Consider the following 17,787-nt stretch of genomic DNA (forward strand, 5'->3'; position numbering starts at 1 on the left):
ATTCCCGTCCGCACCGCTCGCCCCGCGGGCAGCGCCGCCTCGGCGGCCCCGGTGGCAGGGGAACCCACACCGCCGGATGTCAGTCGGCGGTGATCCGCGCGACGCTCGCTGCGAAGGCGGCCTGGGGCCCCCCGGCCGGGTCGCCGAGGACGAACTTCTTCATCGCCACGCGGGCGTCGTGGAGCGGGTCCGCGCCCAGTGCTGCGTCCAGCACGGTGTCGAAGTCCGCGAGGCCGGGCCGCAACAGGTAGGACGCTGCCTGCGTCGGGTAGGCGGCGACGAACTCCGCGCTCGGCAGCCCGGCGGGATCGCAGGTGATCACGGGCCGCTCGGTGAACAGGTAGTCGGTGGCGACGCTGGAGATGTCGGAGACGAGGAGGTCGGCCTCGGCGAGGCATTCCGGGAGAGTGAGCCCGCGGTCGGCCACGACGACGTGGCCCCCGGTGGCGGTGCGGAGCATCGTCTCGATCTGCGCGATCGCGGCCAGCATGGCCGGACGGGACACGCCACTGGCCGGGTGCGGACGGAACCAGACCCGGGTGCGGCCGTCGGCCAGCAGGCGGCGGACGAGGTCGACGCCCATCGTGTCGAGCGAACTGTGCGAGGTCTGGTCGTAGTAGCCCTCGAAGGTGGGCGCGTAGAGCACCACGGGCGGCGTGCGTCCGCTCGGCCCGACCGGCAGCCCGGCGACCTGGGGTCGTCCGATCTGCACGAACCGGTCCTCGGGCAGGTCGACCCCGGCTGCCCGGTACCGCTGGACGGCGGCGGGGCCGGCCACCCACACCTCGTCGAACGCGCGAGCCATGCCGTTGGCACTGGTCGCCTTGTCGGAGTCGCCGTGCAGGAGCATGACGTGCCTGAGCCGGGGCTCCCGGAGGAGCTGCCCGTTGCGTTCGCCGTAGGCGAGGTAGAAGGCCGCGCGGATCCCGGGCAGGAGGAGCCGCTCGACATCCCGCTGGCCGGGCGCGTAGACGACGGGGTGCCGGGTGCGGGACAGCGGGCCGAGCTGGCTCGCCTCCCGGACGACGAGGACGCCGTCCTGCGGCAGCGCGTCCAGCGCGGGCAGCCACTGGTTGACGATGTACCTCGACTGCCGTGCCGCCAGCGACACGTAGACGAGGAACGTCGGCCGGGCGTCCGCGAGCGTGGCCAACAGTTCTGCCGCCGATGCGTTCGCCCTCCCGCGGGTTCGGCGCACCCCGTCCAGGGTCCAGACCAGCCAGACCAGCGCCCCGAGCGCCACGAGGGCTGCGAGGAGGAGCGCGACGGGGTTCGGCACCGCGCCTGTCGACGCACCGAGGGCAGAGCCGAGGACGACGAACTCCCCCGCGACGAGGACGCCGGGCGTCCCGACCGCACGGGAGTAGGCGCGGGCGTGCGCCGTGAACGGCTGCGGCTGTACGTCCGCGCCGGGGACGTAGCGCAGCGGCGGAGCCGAACGGGACAGCCAGGTGGCCGCCACGGGCTGGGCCGTCCACGCCAGCTGGAGGACGAGCACGGCGCTGACGTAGCCGAGGCCCGCCCACGGCGCCGGGGACGCGGCGAACACCAGTGCCGCCGCCACGAGGCTGCGCAGCAACGCCCGCAGCTGGGCGCGGAAGCCGACGAGGTCGAGCAGGCGTGCCACGGCGGTGTCGGCGGGGGTGGCCAGCCACTCGCCCGCTGCGCCGAGCGTCCACGCAGCGAGCCCGAGCCACGGCAGCCGCAGCCACGCGGCGAGAACGAGCAGGGCGAGGCCGGCCACGACGACGACGAGGTGGCTGCGGCCGGCGAGGGTGGTGATGCCCGCGGGAAGGCGTCCGGGCCACGCGGCGCGGGCGACCTCTTCCCATTCCGGGACGGGTGCACGACCGAGGCTCTGGATGCCACCGCCGCGCTTCACCCGCTCAGCCTAGCCCGGACGCCGCTGCGGCCATGGCACGACAGGAACCGTCCCTAGCGGTTCGCAGGCCCGGACGCCGGGGCCACCGGCCGGGAGCGCCCTGCGTCCGGACCGGCGCACGGTCGCGGCACGATGGGGACGGTTCCTGGCGTGCCGCTTCGCAGCCCGGGTCCTGCGCGATCAGGCCTTGATGGCCACGTGCACGTGGTCGAAGTGGTTGGCGGTGATGCTGCCGCGGTCGGCCATCTTGCGCCACCGCGGGGTGCTCGGCGTCCAGATGTGCTGCTCGAAGATGATGTGGTCGATGTTGAACACCTTCGCGTGGGCGATCAGGTAGTTCGCGATCCGGTGGCCCAGGGCGGTCTCCGCGTGGGGCGTGAGCATGATGTCGAGCGCGCGTCCGTTCTTGTGGAACTGCATGCCGCCGGCCCGCCAGCCGCCGTAGGAGTTGACCGCGGGGAAGAGCGGGCACACCGACCGGTAGATGTGGATGGTGTCCTTGCGCAGCTTGTTCTCGACGGCCGAGCCGCGCGGGCACGGGTCCCAGGTGGTCCCGGCCGCCTCGATCGGCATCTCGTCGGTGAGCTGGGACGCGAGCACCCACCCGTAGCCGTCGGAGTACTCGACCTGACGGTACTTGCCGTCGATCGTCGCGGTCGCGCTCACCCGCGCCGCCAGCGCGATGGTGCCCAGCAGGTCGGACTTCTCGGACGCCGACTCGCGGACGTTCACCGCTGCCGCGGCGTACATCGGGGTCACGCTCACCAGCGCCTTCGCCGCCACTTTGGCCTTCTTCGCCGCCGGTGCGGCGAGTTCGTCCGCGGTCATCCCGCTGGCCGGCGCCGGTGCTGCTGCCAGGGACGCGTCGTCGGCGATCGCGACGGCGGCCGGTGCGACGGCCACCGCACTCGCTCCCACCGCCTCCGCGGAAGGGAACCCGCTCCCCAGCGCCACCGCTCCGGCCGTCGCGGACGCGGTCACCACGGCGAGGGCGAGCCCGCCCCGCGCGAGCAGCCGGTCGGCCATCGTCCGCCGGGCCCGACGTGGAGCGCGGTGGAACGCGGCCAGACCGGGGTCGACGGGGTCGACACCGGCGGGTGGGGTCGGCACAGCCGTCGCGATCGGGTCTGCGACCCGTCGAGGCTGGTACATCACACACCGGTCCTGTCGACGCTGAACGTAGATTCTCAGGTTAACTTAAGGATTCTCAGACGACAAGCCTTGCCCCGATCCGCCCGGCGCGCGGCGGCTGGCTGGATACTGGGTGGGCGGGTGTCCGGCGGCAGGGCAGAGGGCCGGCTGGTCCGGCAGCACCAACGGGGTCGCGAGCGATCGGGGGGGTCGATGAGGTCAGTTGTGGTGGTGCTCACCGTCATCGCCGTCGCGCTCGGTGCGGGCCTCGTCGTGGCCACGGCTCCCCTCACCGCCGCGCCGGCGCTCGCGTACGGCCGCCAGCCCCTGCCGGAGGCCACGAAGAAGAAGGCGCCGAAGGCGAAGAAGACACCCACGCCGACCCCCACGCCGACGCCTGCACCGACCCGGCGTCCCGTCGACGACGAGGGGGACCGCTGGGTGCAGCTCGCCGCCATCGGTGGCGGTGGCCTGCTCGCCTGTGTCCTGGTGTTCTTCGGCATCGGCGCCCTCGTCCGCCGCAAGCCACGCTGAGCTCCCGTCCACCACACGGTGGACGCTTCAGCGCGAGTACGCCGCAGAACCGTCCACTGTGTCGCGCCCGCTCCCCGCGTCCACCACAAGGTGGACGCTTCATCGCGAGTTCACGGCAGAACCGTCCACCACAAGCTGGACGGGGCCTCAGTCGCCGAGACGCCAGTGCTGCAGGGTGACCCGGAGATCGTCGAGGTTGTCACCGAGCACGGCCTCAGGGCCGAGGATGTCCCGCGGGAACACGCCCAGCCCACCCGCCTCCAGCCACAGCTCGGCCTGGTAGCGCTCGACCCGGCCGGCCTGGATCACCGGGATCGGCGCGAGCAGCGAGGGCAGGACCCGGAGGTAGCTGGTCCCGAACGCCTCGCTCGGCACCAGCTGGACGGCGGCCGCGCCCGCGTCCATCCCCGCGCGCAACTCGGACGGGGTCATCCCGCCGAGCACGACCGGAAGTTCGGGCACCACCCCGACCAGCTCGGGCAGCAGGAAGTTCGCCGTCACGAAGGACGCGCCGGCGTCCGCGGCGGCCCGCACCTGGTCGGGAGTCGTGACGCCGTGGACGCCGATCCGTGCGCGCCGGCGGTACACCCGCAGCAAGCCGGGCAGCTGGGCGGCCTGCCCCGGCGACACCGTCCAGACCTTGAAACCCTCCTGGCTCAGCACCTCACACGCGGGGACGAGTTCGTCCGCGTCGAGGTCGGGCAGGCCGACGATCACGTTGTGCACGCCCAACCCGGGCAACTCAGGAGCCACGCGCCCATCCTGCCCGATCGGGACGATGACACGTGGAGGCGCCCGTGGTTAGCTGGGCGCGGAGCCTGCGAAGGAGTCACCATGGAGATCAGCAGCGACGGCATCGCGGCCGACGCCGGCATCGACCTGAAGTACGCCGAGCCCGGGGTGGGCGGCGCCAACACCTCACCGGGGCTGGCGTGGACGGGGGCGCCTGACGGCGCCCTCAGCTACGCCCTCACCTGTTTCGACCCGGACGCGCCCACCGGCAGCGGCTGGTGGCACTGGGTCGTCACGGACATCCCCGCGGACGTGACCTCGCTCGCCGAGGGCGCTCCCCTCCCCGCCGGCGCCCGCACGTGGCCCAACGACTACGGCTATGCCGGCTGGGGAGGACCGTGGCCGCCGCCGGGCCCCGCCCACCACTACGTGTTCACGGTGTTCGCGGTCGGCGTGGAACGCCTGGACGTACCGGACGAGGCGACGAGCGCCGTTGCGCGGCTCACGCTCAGCTTCAACGTCCTCGACCAGGGCGCCTTCACCGCGACGTTCCAGAACCCGTCGAGCTAGGCCGTGCCCGGGTCCGCGCACGCCGTCCCGGAGCGCCGCCCGTGGCGCTGCTGATCGACGCGCCGCGCTGGCCCGCGCACGGCACGCTGTTCTGCCACCTCGTCTCGGACACCTCCCTCGATGAGCTGTTCGACTTCGCCGACCGGCTCGCCCTGCCGATGCGGGCCTTCGACCACGACCACTACGACGTCCCTCAGGAGCGCCACGACGAGCTCGTGGCCGCCGGCGCGCTCGCCGTCCCGTCCCCGGAACTCGTCCGCCGGCTGGTCGCGTCCGGATTGCGCGTGCGTAGACGACAGCGCACGCCGAAGCGTGCCGAGGTCCTGCCCGGCCTGGTCGCCGCCTGGGACCGGCTGCTGCCCGGACGGTCCGAGCTCGGCGCGGACCTGCTCCGGCGCTGGCAGGAACCCCTGCGGCACTACCACGACGTGCGCCACCTGTGGCAGGTCCTCGGTGCGCTGCGGCAGCTCTCCGGTGGCGGCCCGGCCCGTCCCGTCGCGCTCGCCGCGTGGTTCCACGACGCGGTGTACGAAGGCGTGGCCGGGGCGGATGAGGAGGCGTCCGCCCTGTTGGCCGAGGAGGTGCTGCCCGCCGCGGGGGTTGCCCACGACGAGGTAGACGAGGTGGCGCGGCTGGTTCGGCTGACGGCCGGCCACTCCCCCAGCCCGGATGACGTGGCCGGCATCCAGCTGGTCGACGCCGACCTCTCGATCCTCGGCCAGCTCCCCGGGCGCTACCACGTCTACGCGCGGGACGTGCGGCTGGAGTACCCGCAGTACAGCGACCAGGACTTCGCGAACGGCCGCCTGAGGGTGCTCGACACCCTCCTGGCGAGGCCCTCCCTGTACGCCTCCGCGGCGGCTCGGGAGGCCTGGGCCGGGCAGGCGGCCAGAAATCTTGTCTCAGAACGTCGCAGATGGCTGCGTTTTGCGACGTCGAAGTGGGTACAGTAGCTTTCAGGAGCACTAGCCACTGCTTGCGGGGGGTACGCGATGGCAAAGGCAAGTATTTGGCTTGCCGCGGCGGCATGCGTAGCCGCTGGCGCCCTTGTGGCGCCACCGCGATCTGGCGTGCCCTTGACCACCACCGGAGACCAGGTCCAGCCGACCGTCGCAGTTCCGACGAGCGCACCCACCTCGCCGTCACCGACGATCCCGACCACCACGGTCACTCCGACCGTCACGTCCGAGCCCACCGCGACCGTCACAGCGACAGCCACCGTCACCGCGACGGCGACCGCCACCACGACGACGACCACCACCGCGACGTCCGAGCCGACGGTGACCGTCCCGACCGCGACCGAGACGCCGAGCACGGATCCGCTGGAGACGCCCACCGCGACTCCCACGCCCACCGAGACTCCCACCGCCACGGCGACACCGACCACGAGCGCCACGCCGACCACGAGCGCCACTCCGACCACGAGCGCGACACCGACGACGAGCGCGACACCGACGACGAGCGCGACACCGACGACGAGCGCCACTCCGACCACGAGCGCGACACCCACCACCACGGCAACGCCGACCACCACGGCCACCCCGACGACCACCGCGACACCGACGACCACCGCGACACCCACCACCACGGCCACCCCGACCACCACCGCGACACCGACCACCACCGCGACACCCACCACCACGGCGACACCCACCACCACCGCCACCGCCACGGAATCGCCGACAGCGTCCGCCACCCCCACGGGGACGGCGACCGCCTCACCGTCGCCCCGTCCCACGGGAAGTTCCCGGCCGTCCGCGTCGCCGACCCCGAGCGTTGGTCCCTCGACGTCCGCGCGAACGACAGCGGAGGCGACCGGCGACGACGCCGCCACCACGGAAGACTCCTCGGGGCAGGGCCAGGACACACCGACCAAGACCGACCCGCAGCCGGCGGAGCCCGCCCGCAAGGAGAACTCGGACTACGCGGTGCACGTCGAGGGCGTGAAGTCGTCCGCGGGCACGAGCCGCTCGACCGAGTCCAGCTCCCAGGCGTCCCAGACCCCCGACTCGTCGGGCGGGACGTCGACCCAGCAGAGCTCGTGAGGGTCGCGCACACCCTCGCCTGCCTTGCGGTCGCCGTCTCCCTCGGTGTCGCCGGTTGCGCCGTCTCGCCGTCATCGGACCTGACGTCCACGCCGGAGCCGGCCGCCTCGGCCACCACGCCATCGGCCACGCCCACCGTCCCGCCGACCGCGTCCGCCACCCCGACACCGACGGCCACCCCGACCCCGACCGACACCGCGCCGCCGAAGGACACCCGCAAGGGCAAGCAGCTGGCGACCCCCTTCGAGGTGAACGGGATCATCGTGGTGTCCAAGAAGCACCGGATCACCGCCGCGTACGGGCCGAAGAACCCCACCGGGCCGTACCACCTGGAAGCCGCGGCGGCGAAGGCGCTGACGCGGATGACGGCCGCGGCGAAGGCCGACGGGGTCACGATCCGCGTCCACAGCGGCTACCGCAACTGGGCCACCCAGAACGCGAGCTACCAGCGCGCGCTGAAGAACTACCCCCAGAACATCAGCTTCTACGCCCCCGCCGGCGCCAGCGAGCACCAGACCGGCCTCGCCGTCGACCTGTGGGACGGCGTGACGTGGAGCCTCCCGATGGCCAACACCGCCACCGGCAAGTGGCTCTTCACGCATGCCCACGAGTACGGCTTCATCCTGCGTTACCCCAACGGCAAGACCAAGATCACCGGCTACCACTACGAACCGTGGCACTACCGCTACATCGGCAAGAAGGACGCCATGCAGTTCGGCAACAACAAGCTGACCCTCGAGGAGTACCTCGGCCTCGCGTGAGCGCAAGAATGGCGGCATGACCATCGACACCCCTCCCGGCACGGGCAAGCGGATCGGCATCCTGACCAGCGGTGGCGACGCGCAGGGCATGAACGCGGCCGTGCGCGCGGTCGTCCGCACGGCCGTGAGCCTCGGCGCCCAGGTCTTCGCGATCTACGAGGGCTACCAGGGCATGGTGGACGGCGGGACGGGCATCCGCGAGCTCGCGTGGGAGGACGTCGGCAGCATCCTGCACAAGGGCGGGACGATGATCGGCACGTTCCGGTCGAAGGACTTCCGCGAGCGTGACGGACGCCGCAGGGCCGCCCGGAACCTGCTCGAGCACGAGATCGACCGGCTGATCGTGATCGGCGGGGACGGGTCGCTGTCCGGCCTGGACCAGTTCCGCGCCGAGTGGCCCGACCTGCTGGACGAGCTGGTCGCGTCCGGTGACCTCAGCCGCGAGGTGGCGGACGCCCACCCGTGCCTGCTGTTCGCGGGGCTGGTCGGCTCGATCGACAACGACCTGGTCGGCACCGACATGACGATCGGCGCCGACACCGCACTGCACCGCATCGTCGACGCGATCGACGACCTGGCCAGCACCGCGGCCAGCCACCAGCGCAGCTTCGTCGTCGAGGTGATGGGACGCCACTGCGGCTACCTCGCCCTGATGAGCGCGATCGCCGGCGGCTGCGACTACGTGCTGCTGCCCGAGCAGCCGCCCGCGCCCGGCTGGGAGGAGCACATGTGCGCGGCCCTCCGCCGGGGCCGGGCCGCCGGACGCCGGGACTCCCTCGTGGTCGTCGCCGAGGGCGCGTGCGACCGGGACGGCAACCCGATCACGTCCGCCTACGTGCGCCAGGTGATCGAGGACCAGCTGCACGAGGACGCGCGGGTGACGATCCTCGGCCACGTCCAGCGCGGCGGGGCGCCGAGCGCCTACGACCGCTGGGCGTCGACCTGGCTCGGCTACGAGGCGGTGCTCGAGGTGCTCGGGGCCACGGCCGACGTCCCCGGCCCTGTGCTCGGCTTCCGCGGCAACCGCGTCCACCGCGTCCCGCTCGTCGAGGCGGTCGCCGCCACCAGGAAGGTGCCCGAGCTGATCGCGTCCGGTGACTACGACGCGGCGATGGCCCAGCGGGGCGGCTCGTTCGTCGAGGCTTACGGGATCCTCCAGGAGCTCGTCGAGCCGAGCCGGATCGACGCCCCGGAGACGTCCCGGCGGATCGCCGTCATCCACGCCGGCGGCCTCGCCCCCGGCATGAACGCCGCCGCGCGCGACGCCGTCCGGCTCGGGATCAGCCGTGGCCACACGATGCTGGGCATCCACGACGGGTTCCCCGGGCTGCGGGACGGTCACGTCGTCGAGCTGGTGTGGGAGGACGTCGAGGGCTGGCTGACCGATGGCGGCGCGGACCTCGGGGTGCGGCGGACGGTACCGACCGTGGAGGAGTTGTACCGGATCAGCCGGACGATCGAGGACAACCACATCGACGCCCTGCTGATGATCGGCGGCTGGAACGGCTACCAGGCCGCCGAGCTGCTGCACTCCGAACGCGACCGGTTCCCCGCCTGCGGGCTGCCGATCGTGTGCGTGCCCGCGTCCATCGACAACAACCTCCCCGGCTCCGAGCTCGCGATCGGGACCGACACCGCACTGAACGTGATCACCGAGGCGATCGACCGGATCAAGATGTCCGGCAGCGCGGCCAAACGCGCGTTCGTGGTGGAGACGATGGGCCGCTACTGCGGCTACCTCACGCTGATGGGCGCGCTCGCCGGCGGCGCCGAGCGGGTGTACCTCCACGAGGAGGGGATCAGCCTGGACGCGCTGTCGCAGGACCTGACGTGGCTGCGGAACAGCTTCGCGTCCGGCCGCAAGCTGTTCCTGGCGATGCGCAACGAGCTGGCCAACCCGCTGTACACGACCGACTTCCTCGCCCGGTTGCTGGAGCAGGAGGGCCAGGGCCTCTACGACGTGCGGCAGAACGTGCTGGGCCACGTCCAGCAGGGCGGCTGCCCCACGCCGTTCGACCGGCTGCTGGCCGTCCGGCTGGTCTCCCGTGCCCTCGACCTGATCAGCGGCCAGCTCGGCGCGGGGACGAGCGAGAGCTTCTACCTCGGTCTGGTCCAGTCGAAGGTCACCGCGTTCCCGATGGACCAGATGATGGCCGAGATGGACCTGCGCTACCGGCGCCCCAAGGAACAGTGGTGGTTGGCGCTCCGCCCCGTCCTGAAGGCGGTCTCGGACGCCGCCGTCTGACCGGCGGAGAGCTCTGGCGCGAAAGGAGAACCGTCCCCGGTTGCCAGCCGGCGCGTCATCGGGGACGGTTCCACTTCTGCGCCAGATCGTGGTGCGGGTCGTCAGGGCTTCGGGTAGCCGAACGTGCTGAAGTCCCGCTTGTAGAAGCGGTGCAGCATGCCCCTCGTCGCCGCCGACACCTCGACGTCGCCCGACTTCCTCGGCCCGGCGCTGCTGTCCTTGAACCGCTCGACCTCTCCGTCCAGACCCAGGTCGTGCGCGTCGCTGAGGTCGCGCAGGGCGGCGCCCAGCCCGTCCTCGAGCCGCAGCACCTTGGTCCCCGGCACCAGGAACTCGTGCTGCGGACGGAGGTGGTTGTCGTAGAGGTAGGGGTTCTTCTGGTACGCCACGAGGGTCTTGGCGAGCCACCGTGACACCGTCGCGGCGTCGGTGGCGGCCTCGTCCAGCTTGCGGTGGCGCCACACGTACTCGGAGCGGAACCTCGCCACCGGCTCCCGCACGACGGCGAACACGAGGTCGAAGCGGTCGATCCGGAACAGGTCCTTCAGCACCGCCCCGTGCATGTGCTGGGGACCGCACCAGCGCAGGTTGTTCAGCGTCCCCGCCCCGTACCGCGCATCGAAGTACGACGCCTCCCAGCCGCTGGCCTTGAACAGCTGCTCGACGGACGTCCCGCCCGTCTTGGGGATGTGGACGAACAGGACCGACCGTCCGTCCCTGCGATAGACCGGCATCTGGACCTCAACTCCGTCCTGTCGTGGACGCCGCTGCGGGCGTCAACCCACCGTACACGCGGCCCACCCCGCCGGTCAGGACGTGAACGTGGCGGTGTCGATCACGAACCGGTAGCGCACGTCGGAGGCGACGACACGGTCGTACGCCGCGTTGATGTCCTCGCCGCCGATCACCTCCACCTGGGCGGCCAGGCCGTGCTCCGCACAGAACTCGAGCATCTCCTGGGTCTCGGCGATGCCGCCGATCTGCGAGCCGGCAAGGATCCGGTTGCCGGCCGCGAGGCCGGACAGGTTGAGTGCGACGGGGTGCTCGGGGAGCCCGACGTCCACCAGCGCGCCACCGACCTTCAGGGTGCGGACCAGGGCGTTGAGGTCCTGGTCGCCCGAGACCGTCGAGATGACCAGGTCGAAGCTGCCCCTCAGCCCGCGCAGCGTCCCGGGCTCGGAGATCGCGTAGTACTCGGACGCCCCGAACCGGCGTCCGTCCTCCTCCTTGGAGCGGGTCTGGCTGATCACCGCGACCTCGGCACCCATCGCCGCGGCGAGTTGGACGCCCATGTGGCCCAGGCCGCCCATGCCGACGATTGCGACCCGCGTGCCCGGGCCGGCGCCCCAGCGCTTGAGCGGGGAGTACAGCGTGATGCCCGCGCACAGCAGCGGCGCGGCGTTGACCAGCTCGATGCCGTCCGGGATCCGGCAGACGTAGTCCTGCTCGACCGTGATGCAGGTCGAGTAGCCGCCGGCGGTCGGCAGGCCGTCCCGCCCGGTCGCGTTGTACGTCCAGACGGTGCCGCCCGGCCCCTCGCAGAACTGTTCGGTACCGGCCCGGCACTGGTCGCAGGTGCCGCAGGAGTCGACGAAACAGCCGACGCCGACGCGGTCGCCGACGGCGAACCGCGTCACGTCCGCCCCGACCTCCCGGACGACACCGGCCAGTTCGTGCCCGGGCACCAGCGGGTAGGTTGCCGGGCCCCACTCGCCTCGCGCGGTGTGGATGTCGGAGTGGCAGATGCCCGCGTAGACGATGTCGAACAACACCTCGGTGGGTCCGGGCTCACGACGCTGGATGGTGGTGCGGGAGAAACGGCCGGTGGGGCCGTCGATGGCGTACGCGATCGCCTCGGGCATGTGCAACTCCTGGTCTGCGGGGAACACCTGCATTGTGCCAGCCGGTGCAGGTACCCGCCGACCGCCCCGGGCCGACGCGGTCAGCGGTCAGGTCTTGGCGAAGCGGCGGGCGACCACCGTGCGCCGCGGGGACAGCTCGCGGACGCCCTCGAGGATCTTCGCCCCGTCGAAACCCGGGACGGGCAGGGCGTTCAGGACGGCAAGGAACAGGCTGCTGATGCCGCCGACCCACCACACCGAGGTCTGGGTGGCACTGGCCGTGAGCTCCCCTCCCGGGGTGCTGAACCAGGCGACCGCGAGGAGCGGCAACGCGAAGAGCAGGTGCGCGAACGGCCCGGCGGCGCTGCGCAGCACGCGGTCCCAGCCGCGGGGGCGGGGCTCGATGACGACGCCGAGGCCGGCGCCGTTCAGGACGGCCTTCGTCCACTGGTGGCCGGCGGCGAGGCCGGCGGCGACGTGACCCAGCTCGTGGATCATGGTCCCGAGCAGGACGAGGACGGTCACCGACGCGCCCCAGTTCAGCGACTCCGCCAGTGGCACCGGCGCACCGAACCGCCGGGTGGCCACGAAGTGGAACCACGCGAACACCAGCACGAGCAGGGCCATCGTGACGGCAAAACCGGGCTTGACGTCCACCTCGAACTCGCGTCCGGGTTGCTCGTCCACCTCGCCTCCTCCACTGCGTGTCGCTCAGGTGAGGCCCACCATACCCGTCCTGTCCCCCGAAAGGGGGACCGGTCCACGGGCAATTTCACCGCGTCGCGAGTCGCGCGCTGCCGGTCAGAGGCTGCCGAGCCAGAACCCGAGCGCGGCGCCGGCGACGCTGAGCACGAGCATGCCGAGGGCGTGCGCGACGGCTCCCCACACGATGCCCGCCCTGGTCAGCCTGGCCGCCTCCACGCAGGCCGTGCTGAAGGTGGTGTAGCCGCCGAGGAAGCCGGTCCCGAGTACTGTCCGGACCCCGGGGCCACCGGTGTGGAACGTCCACCAACCGGTGATCAGGCCGAGGAGGATCGAGCCGGTGACGTTGATCAGCACCGTGCCCAGCGGCACCCGCCAGTTCGTCGTGCGCCGCTGCACCTGCGCGTCCACCACGAACCGGGTGACGGCACCGAGGCCCCCTGCCAGCGCCGCGAGGACGGGGATCACCGCGCACCCCCCCGTCCGCGCCGGGACGCGCGCAGCAGCCGGCGGGTGATGCTCGCGGCCGAGACGGCGAGGACGACCCCGACGACCACGCTCACCAGCGCGTAGCCGACGCCGGTGAGCAGCGCTCCGGAACGCAGCAGCGAGACCGTCTCGACGGAGAACGTGCTGTAGGTGGTGTAACCGCCGAGGACGCCGGTGCCGACCCCCAGTCGCAGGCCACGCCGCCAGCCGCGGTCCGGGCCGCTGGCCGCCAGCACCTCGAGCAGGACGCCGAGGACGAGCGCGCCGGACACGTTGATCCAGAAAGTCGTCCACGGCCACTCGCCGGGCACCGCGGGCCAGGCCGACTCCAGCGCGGCGCGGACGGCCGTCCCTACGGTGCCGCCGGCCAGGATCACCCCCAGCCACACCGGACGCACCGGGATCCGGAGCATCCGCAGGCCCGGGACGGCGTGGCCGCCGTCGTTCGCTGCTACCACGCCGCCGGGGCCTTCCAGTCGACGACGGCCAGCGGGACGATCACGACCGGACGGTGCTGGTGCCGGGCGAGCCGGACGGCGACCGAGCCGGCGATGAACTCGCGCAACCGTTCGGTGGAGGACGGGTGCTTGGCGCCGACGACGATCGCCGACGCGTCCACGGCCCTGGCGAGGTGGGTGAGCGCACGGTCGGCGCGTCCGGCGAGGTAGCGGAACTCCCAGGGGCCGGTGTGGTCGGCGAGCACGGTGGCGAGGAAGCCGCGGATCAGCGCCTCGCGTTCCTGCCAGGAGTCGTCGGCCTGGTCGGGGCTGATCGCCGAGTGCCGGACGGTACCGTCCGCGTCCTCGCTGTCGACGATGCGGGACGGATCGGAGTAGCCGAAGTAGAGCGGCACCCCGCCGAGCGCGTCCGACCACGCGGCCGCCGTCAGCGCCACGAGTTCGGGCTGACCGGGGACCACCCCCACCACGATCGGGTGGCCGGGCACCGGCACCATGCGCTGCGGACTGGGTTGGGGTACGCGACCGAACGCCATGTCGACCTCCTGCGGGCACGCTCCGCGCCCATCGACGGAGCAGGAACCATCAGCCTGCCGGCGGTTCGGGACGAGCCCGGGCGGGATCCATCGCCTCCCCGCACGATAGCGAATCCGTTGTCCGTACGGCAGCGTCCTGAGACCTATGGGCTCTCCTCCGCAGACGCCGCGTTCAGACGCATCCGCCGACGGCACAAAGGGGACGGTTCTTTCGTGCCCGGCACGAAAGAACCGTCCCCGTGTGCCCTCCCCGCGGCTGCGGGGTGTCAGCTCACCTGCCGGCCAGCAGGAGCGCCTCGTCGGGACCGGCCTTGTTGTCCAGGACGACGGCCATCAGGCCCAGCGGCTTCTGCTCCGCCCACAGGGTCGGGTCGATGGCCGCCGTGACCTCGGACACCGGGAGCTTCCGCTTCGCAGCGACCACGGTCGCGTACTGGCCGTCCTCGATCGCCTTCGCCCACGGGTTGTAGGACGCAGAGCCGGCGAAGGCGTCGTTCCCCGTCCCCGTCCCGGCGGACGAGTAGCTCTCCACCGTGTAGGTGAACGCTCCCGCCGTCGGGGTCAGGCCGAGGGTGGACGCGTACACCGGCAGCAGGATCGTGCTGCTGTCGGTCGGCGCCGTCGCCAGCAGGCCGGACGCGTAGACGTCACCAGTGGCCACCTTGTAGAGGAACACCTCGGTCAGGCCGTTGGGCGTGCCCGTCCGACCCACCCCGGAGTCGGCAGAGATCACGATCCAGTCCGGCGAGCCGTCACCGTTGGTGTCGACCTGGACGTCGAACTCGTTCTCGACCGCGTTCGACCACCGCGAGTAGTTGTTCACGGCGAACACCACCAGGGCGTCGGTCGACGACGTCGCGAACGACTGCACGCCGGCCGCCCTCAGGTCGAAGCCACTGCCGTCCGTGCCCTTCGGGACGTCCCTGGCGTCCTTGAGGCCCCAGGTGTAGAAGTCCGCGTCCGCGTCGAGGGCACCGCCGGGATTGACCAGCTTGATGGTCGCGGACGTGGCGGGCACCTGGGTGGGCGTCGGCTTCGGGGTGGGCTTGCCGCCACCCCCGTTGCCGGGACCTCCGTGGCCGTCCGTGCCCCCGCCCTGGGGCAGCGCCCCCGTGGCGGTGGGGCCGGCCGTCGGGCTCGTCGACCCCGAGGGGCTGGACGAGGCGGTCGGGCCCGCCGTGGCGGACGCGCTCCCGCTCGCGGTCGGGGAAGCGGTCGGCGACGGCGTCCCCCACTGGGAGAGCGGGAAGCTGCCATTGTTCAGGTCCGTGACCCGGGCCTGCGCGCGCGGCACCAGCAGGTAGGGCACCTGCAGCACCCCCGTGGACGAGGTGAGCACGATGTCCCCGGACACCTGGTGGAACGCGAACTGGTCGTCACCGGACGACGATCCGAGCGCCCTCGCGTCCGCCTTCAGCACGACCAGGACCTTTGCGGTCCGGCCGGGCTTCACGGTCACCGACTTCGCACCGAGGATCACCTTCGCCGGCTTGGAGACTGCCTCGGCCACCGACGACAGCCGGTAGGTGACGGTCCTCGCGCCGAGGTTCTGGATCGCCAGCACCTTCGTCCCCACGTAGGTCGCGCTCGGCTCGGCGAAGCCGAACGACAGCGACGGCTCGCGGGCCCAGCCGCCGGTCGTCCGGTAGGCGTCCCCGCCCACCACCACCTGTGTCGCCACGACCTGTGCGGGATCCACCAGCCCGACGCCGCCCCGCACCAGGGACTGGTCGCCGACCTTGTCCGGGTCGGCGGTGGACGTGATCGCCGAGCTCACCTGCGCGGCGTTCCACGTCGGGTGCGCCTGGACGGCGAGCGCAGCCACGCCCGCGACGTGCGGAGCCGCCATGGATGTCCCGGAGAAGGTCGCAGAGTCCGAGCCCGTGCCGACGCCGGTCGACACGATCGACACTCCCGGCGCAGCGACGTCCGGGCTGATCGCCGAGTCGCCGGTGCGGGGGCCGCCCGAGCTGAACGACGCGTACTTGGTGTAGCCGGGGTTGGGCAGTGGCTCGGATCCCAGCGTCACCGTGCCTCCGGCTGCGGCAACGACGACCGCGCGGTCCGTGGAGCGCACGCCGAGGAACGGGATGGTCACCGTGTAGTCCTCCCCGGTGTCGGGGTTGTTGGTGATCTGTCCCTCGACCGGCGGGTAGCCGGCGTCGGTGTTGATCTGGAGGACCGCAGCCGCCCCGGCCTGCTGGCCGTAGATGGCTTTGGCGACCCGGGCGCAGGTGCCGCGCGTGACGACGGCGAGCTGGTTGCCGCCGGGGACGATGCCCGCGTTCGTGAACGCGTCCACCGAGCACCCCAGAGCGTTGGCGCCCGACAGCACCACGACGTTCAGCGCGGTGGACGGCAGGTCCGCGCCGTTGGCGTTGACGGCCCCCACCGACGTGCCGTTGCTGAAGTTCAGCAGCGCTCCGGGGAAGGACTTCGTCGAGTCGACGGCCGAGACGGAGATCACGCCGTTGCCCACCGACGGCGAGCCCACGATGTAGGGGTTGGGGCCGTAGTTGCCCGCGGAGGCGACGACCACGACGCCGGCGCCGACCGCGTTGGACGCCGCGACGGCGTCCGGGCTGTCGGCACGACCAAAGGTCGAGCCCAGGGACATGTTGATCACGTCCATGTTGTGCGCGACGGCCCAGTCGATGGCCTCGACGATCACGTCCGTGCTCCCCTCACACCCGAACACGCGCAGCGCGTAGAGGTCGACCTGCGGCGCGACGCCCGGGCCGATCCGGAAGTCCTTCGACGGAGTGCTGGCGTCGTAGGGCCCGGTGTAGGTGCTGCCGTCGGACAGCACGCCGTCGCCGCCGGTGGTGCCGGCGACGTGGCTGCCGTGGCCGTTGCAGTCCAGCGGGTTGGGGTCCGGGTGCGGCGTCGGCTGGTAGGTGGCGCTGGTCGGGTCGGCGTCGTAGGAGTCGCCGACGAAGTCCCAGCCGCCCTTCACGCGCGGCGCGTCCGGGCCGAACAGCGCCGGGTCGGCGGCCGACGCCTCGGCGGCGTGCGCGTCCTCGTAGGCCTCGGTGGTGCCGGGGCCGCCGAAGTTGGCGTGCGTGTAGTCGACGCCCGTGTCGATGATCGCGACCTTCACACCCTGACCGGTGTAGCCGGTGTCCTGCCAGACCTGCGGGACGCCGAGGAAGGCCACCGAGGTCGCGTTGTCGATCGTGTAGGTCTGGACAGCGTGGACCGCGACGACGTCCGGCAGCGCGGCGACCGCGTCGAGCTGGGAGCTGTTGATCCGCACCCGCATGCCGTTGTAGGCCGACTGCATCTGGTACTGGACCTTGCCGCCGCGCGCGGTGACGGTCTTCGCCACCTCGTCCTGGGTCTTGATCAGCGCCTTCCGAACGGTGCTGCGCTCGCCAGTGGAGAGCTTGCGTCCCTGCCGCGCCTCGACGACGGCCACGGGGTCACCCTTGACCTCCACGATCGCGGAGACGGTGGTGTCCTTCGTGAGGCTGCGGGGTCGCAGCGAGCTGTCGATCTTGCCGGACGAGGGTGCTTTCTCGAACCGGTCGGCGGCGTTGGTGGTCGGTGTCGCGGACGCGCCTCCGGGGAGGGCGAACGCCAGGGCCAGCGCGGCCGAGGCGATCAGGGTTCTGCGGAACAAGGTGCTACCTGACCTTTCGTGAAGCGGAGGGGGGCACTACGAAAGCGGCCGCGCGGACGCGGAAGACCGCAGGCTAAGCGCCGCATCCGCTGCGGTCAACGGTTGACGAATAGCCGGCCCTGTGCCGCGGGGGCTCGCCGGACGCACCGGTCGGCGGGCAGTCGGGAGCGGATCGGGGCCCGCCCCGGCGGGTGTGCCGCAGGCGGAACCGTCCCCGCGGACCCGGCACGCCAGGAACC

Annotated in this window: 16 protein-coding genes and 1 riboswitch; of the genes, 6 read left to right on the forward strand and 10 right to left on the reverse strand. The window is 72.1% G+C overall.

All coding sequences use genetic code 11. The features are described from left to right. Nucleotides 1–79 precede the first annotated feature (79 nt). Nucleotides 80–1,882: a CDP-glycerol glycerophosphotransferase family protein gene (locus tag QM779_RS11930; RefSeq protein ID WP_428535458.1), complete on the reverse strand. Its 1,803-nt coding sequence runs from the start codon at nt 1,880–1,882 to the stop codon at nt 80–82. 180 nt (nt 1,883–2,062) lie between these two features. Then, nucleotides 2,063–3,037 (reverse strand): hypothetical protein, encoded by a 975-nt coding sequence (locus QM779_RS11935; protein ID WP_428535460.1) that lies wholly within the window; start codon nt 3,035–3,037, stop codon nt 2,063–2,065. A 189-nt stretch (nt 3,038–3,226) separates the two neighbouring features. Between QM779_RS11935 and QM779_RS11940 the strand changes: the two genes are divergently transcribed. Further along, nucleotides 3,227–3,547 carry a hypothetical protein gene (locus QM779_RS11940; RefSeq protein WP_428535462.1) on the forward strand — a complete coding sequence of 107 codons (321 nt, stop codon included), beginning with the start codon at nt 3,227–3,229 and terminating at the stop codon, nt 3,545–3,547. Between the two features lie 147 nt (nt 3,548–3,694). Here QM779_RS11940 and QM779_RS11945 read toward each other — a convergent pair whose 3' ends face one another. After that, on the reverse strand, nt 3,695–4,300 hold the full coding sequence (locus QM779_RS11945) for a hypothetical protein (protein ID WP_428535464.1): 606 nt from the start codon (nt 4,298–4,300) through the stop codon (nt 3,695–3,697). An 81-nt stretch (nt 4,301–4,381) separates the two neighbouring features. Here QM779_RS11945 and QM779_RS11950 point away from each other — a divergent pair, with 81 nt between their 5' ends. The 5 genes from QM779_RS11950 to QM779_RS11970 all read left to right on the forward strand — a co-directional run bounded on the left by QM779_RS11950 (nt 4,382) and on the right by QM779_RS11970 (nt 9,900). Further along, nucleotides 4,382–4,849: a YbhB/YbcL family Raf kinase inhibitor-like protein gene (locus tag QM779_RS11950; protein WP_428535466.1), complete on the forward strand. Its 468-nt coding sequence runs from the start codon at nt 4,382–4,384 to the stop codon at nt 4,847–4,849. A gap of 41 nt (nt 4,850–4,890) precedes the next feature. Next, nucleotides 4,891–5,802 (forward strand): DUF4031 domain-containing protein, encoded by a 912-nt coding sequence (locus tag QM779_RS11955; RefSeq protein WP_428535468.1) that lies wholly within the window; start codon nt 4,891–4,893, stop codon nt 5,800–5,802. Nucleotides 5,803–5,925: 123 nt separating this feature from the next. Then, entirely contained in the window at nt 5,926–6,894 is a 969-nt protein-coding gene (locus QM779_RS11960; RefSeq protein WP_428535470.1) for a hypothetical protein, read from the forward strand. Further along, on the forward strand, nt 6,891–7,655 hold the full coding sequence (locus tag QM779_RS11965; RefSeq protein ID WP_428535472.1) for a M15 family metallopeptidase: 765 nt from the start codon (nt 6,891–6,893) through the stop codon (nt 7,653–7,655). The genes QM779_RS11960 and QM779_RS11965 overlap by 4 nt, the downstream gene beginning before the upstream one ends. Before the next feature lie 16 nt (nt 7,656–7,671). Then, nucleotides 7,672–9,900 (forward strand): 6-phosphofructokinase, encoded by a 2,229-nt coding sequence (locus tag QM779_RS11970; RefSeq protein WP_428535474.1) that lies wholly within the window; start codon nt 7,672–7,674, stop codon nt 9,898–9,900. A 101-nt stretch (nt 9,901–10,001) separates the two neighbouring features. Here QM779_RS11970 and QM779_RS11975 read toward each other — a convergent pair whose 3' ends face one another. The 7 genes from QM779_RS11975 to QM779_RS12005 all read right to left on the reverse strand — a co-directional run bounded on the left by QM779_RS11975 (nt 10,002) and on the right by QM779_RS12005 (nt 17,548). Then, complete coding sequence (locus tag QM779_RS11975) at nt 10,002–10,634, reverse strand: sulfotransferase family 2 domain-containing protein (protein ID WP_428535476.1); 633 nt, start codon at nt 10,632–10,634, stop codon at nt 10,002–10,004. 75 nt (nt 10,635–10,709) lie between these two features. Next, nucleotides 10,710–11,762, reverse strand: a complete 1,053-nt coding sequence (locus QM779_RS11980; protein ID WP_428538423.1) for an NAD(P)-dependent alcohol dehydrogenase — start codon at nt 11,760–11,762, stop codon at nt 10,710–10,712. Between the two features lie 87 nt (nt 11,763–11,849). Further along, a complete protein-coding gene (locus QM779_RS11985) occupies nt 11,850–12,428 on the reverse strand; it encodes a metalloprotease (protein ID WP_428535478.1) in 579 nt (192 codons plus the stop codon). Nucleotides 12,429–12,542: 114 nt separating this feature from the next. Further along, a complete protein-coding gene (locus QM779_RS11990) occupies nt 12,543–12,911 on the reverse strand; it encodes a fluoride efflux transporter FluC (RefSeq protein WP_428535480.1) in 369 nt (122 codons plus the stop codon). After that, complete coding sequence (locus tag QM779_RS11995) at nt 12,908–13,390, reverse strand: FluC/FEX family fluoride channel (RefSeq protein WP_428535482.1); 483 nt, start codon at nt 13,388–13,390, stop codon at nt 12,908–12,910. Before QM779_RS11995 ends, QM779_RS11990 begins: the two co-directional genes overlap by 4 nt. Continuing rightward, on the reverse strand, nt 13,384–13,926 hold the full coding sequence (locus tag QM779_RS12000; RefSeq protein ID WP_428535484.1) for a universal stress protein: 543 nt from the start codon (nt 13,924–13,926) through the stop codon (nt 13,384–13,386). The genes QM779_RS11995 and QM779_RS12000 overlap by 7 nt, the downstream gene beginning before the upstream one ends. A 33-nt stretch (nt 13,927–13,959) precedes the next feature. Then, a riboswitch (Fluoride riboswitch) is annotated at nt 13,960–14,030 on the reverse strand. A 167-nt stretch (nt 14,031–14,197) separates the two neighbouring features. Continuing rightward, entirely contained in the window at nt 14,198–17,548 is a 3,351-nt protein-coding gene (locus QM779_RS12005; RefSeq protein WP_428535486.1) for a S8 family serine peptidase, read from the reverse strand. Between the last annotated feature and the right edge of the window lie 239 nt (nt 17,549–17,787).

The sequence above is a fragment of the Propionicimonas sp. genome (genome assembly GCF_049840635.1).
GTDB lineage: Bacteria > Actinomycetota > Actinomycetes > Propionibacteriales > Propionibacteriaceae > Propionicimonas.

Coding starts and splice junctions, on each gene's coding strand:
- QM779_RS11940 (WP_428535462.1), top strand. CDS start 3,227: ATGAGGTCAGTTGTGGTGGTGCTCACCGTCATCGCCGTCGCGCTCGGT.
- QM779_RS11970 (WP_428535474.1), top strand. CDS start 7,672: ATGACCATCGACACCCCTCCCGGCACGGGCAAGCGGATCGGCATCCTG.
- QM779_RS11950 (WP_428535466.1), top strand. CDS start 4,382: ATGGAGATCAGCAGCGACGGCATCGCGGCCGACGCCGGCATCGACCTG.
- QM779_RS12000 (WP_428535484.1), bottom strand. CDS start 13,926: ATGGCGTTCGGTCGCGTACCCCAACCCAGTCCGCAGCGCATGGTGCCG.
- QM779_RS11975 (WP_428535476.1), bottom strand. CDS start 10,634: ATGCCGGTCTATCGCAGGGACGGACGGTCGGTCCTGTTCGTCCACATC.
- QM779_RS11980 (WP_428538423.1), bottom strand. CDS start 11,762: ATGCCCGAGGCGATCGCGTACGCCATCGACGGCCCCACCGGCCGTTTC.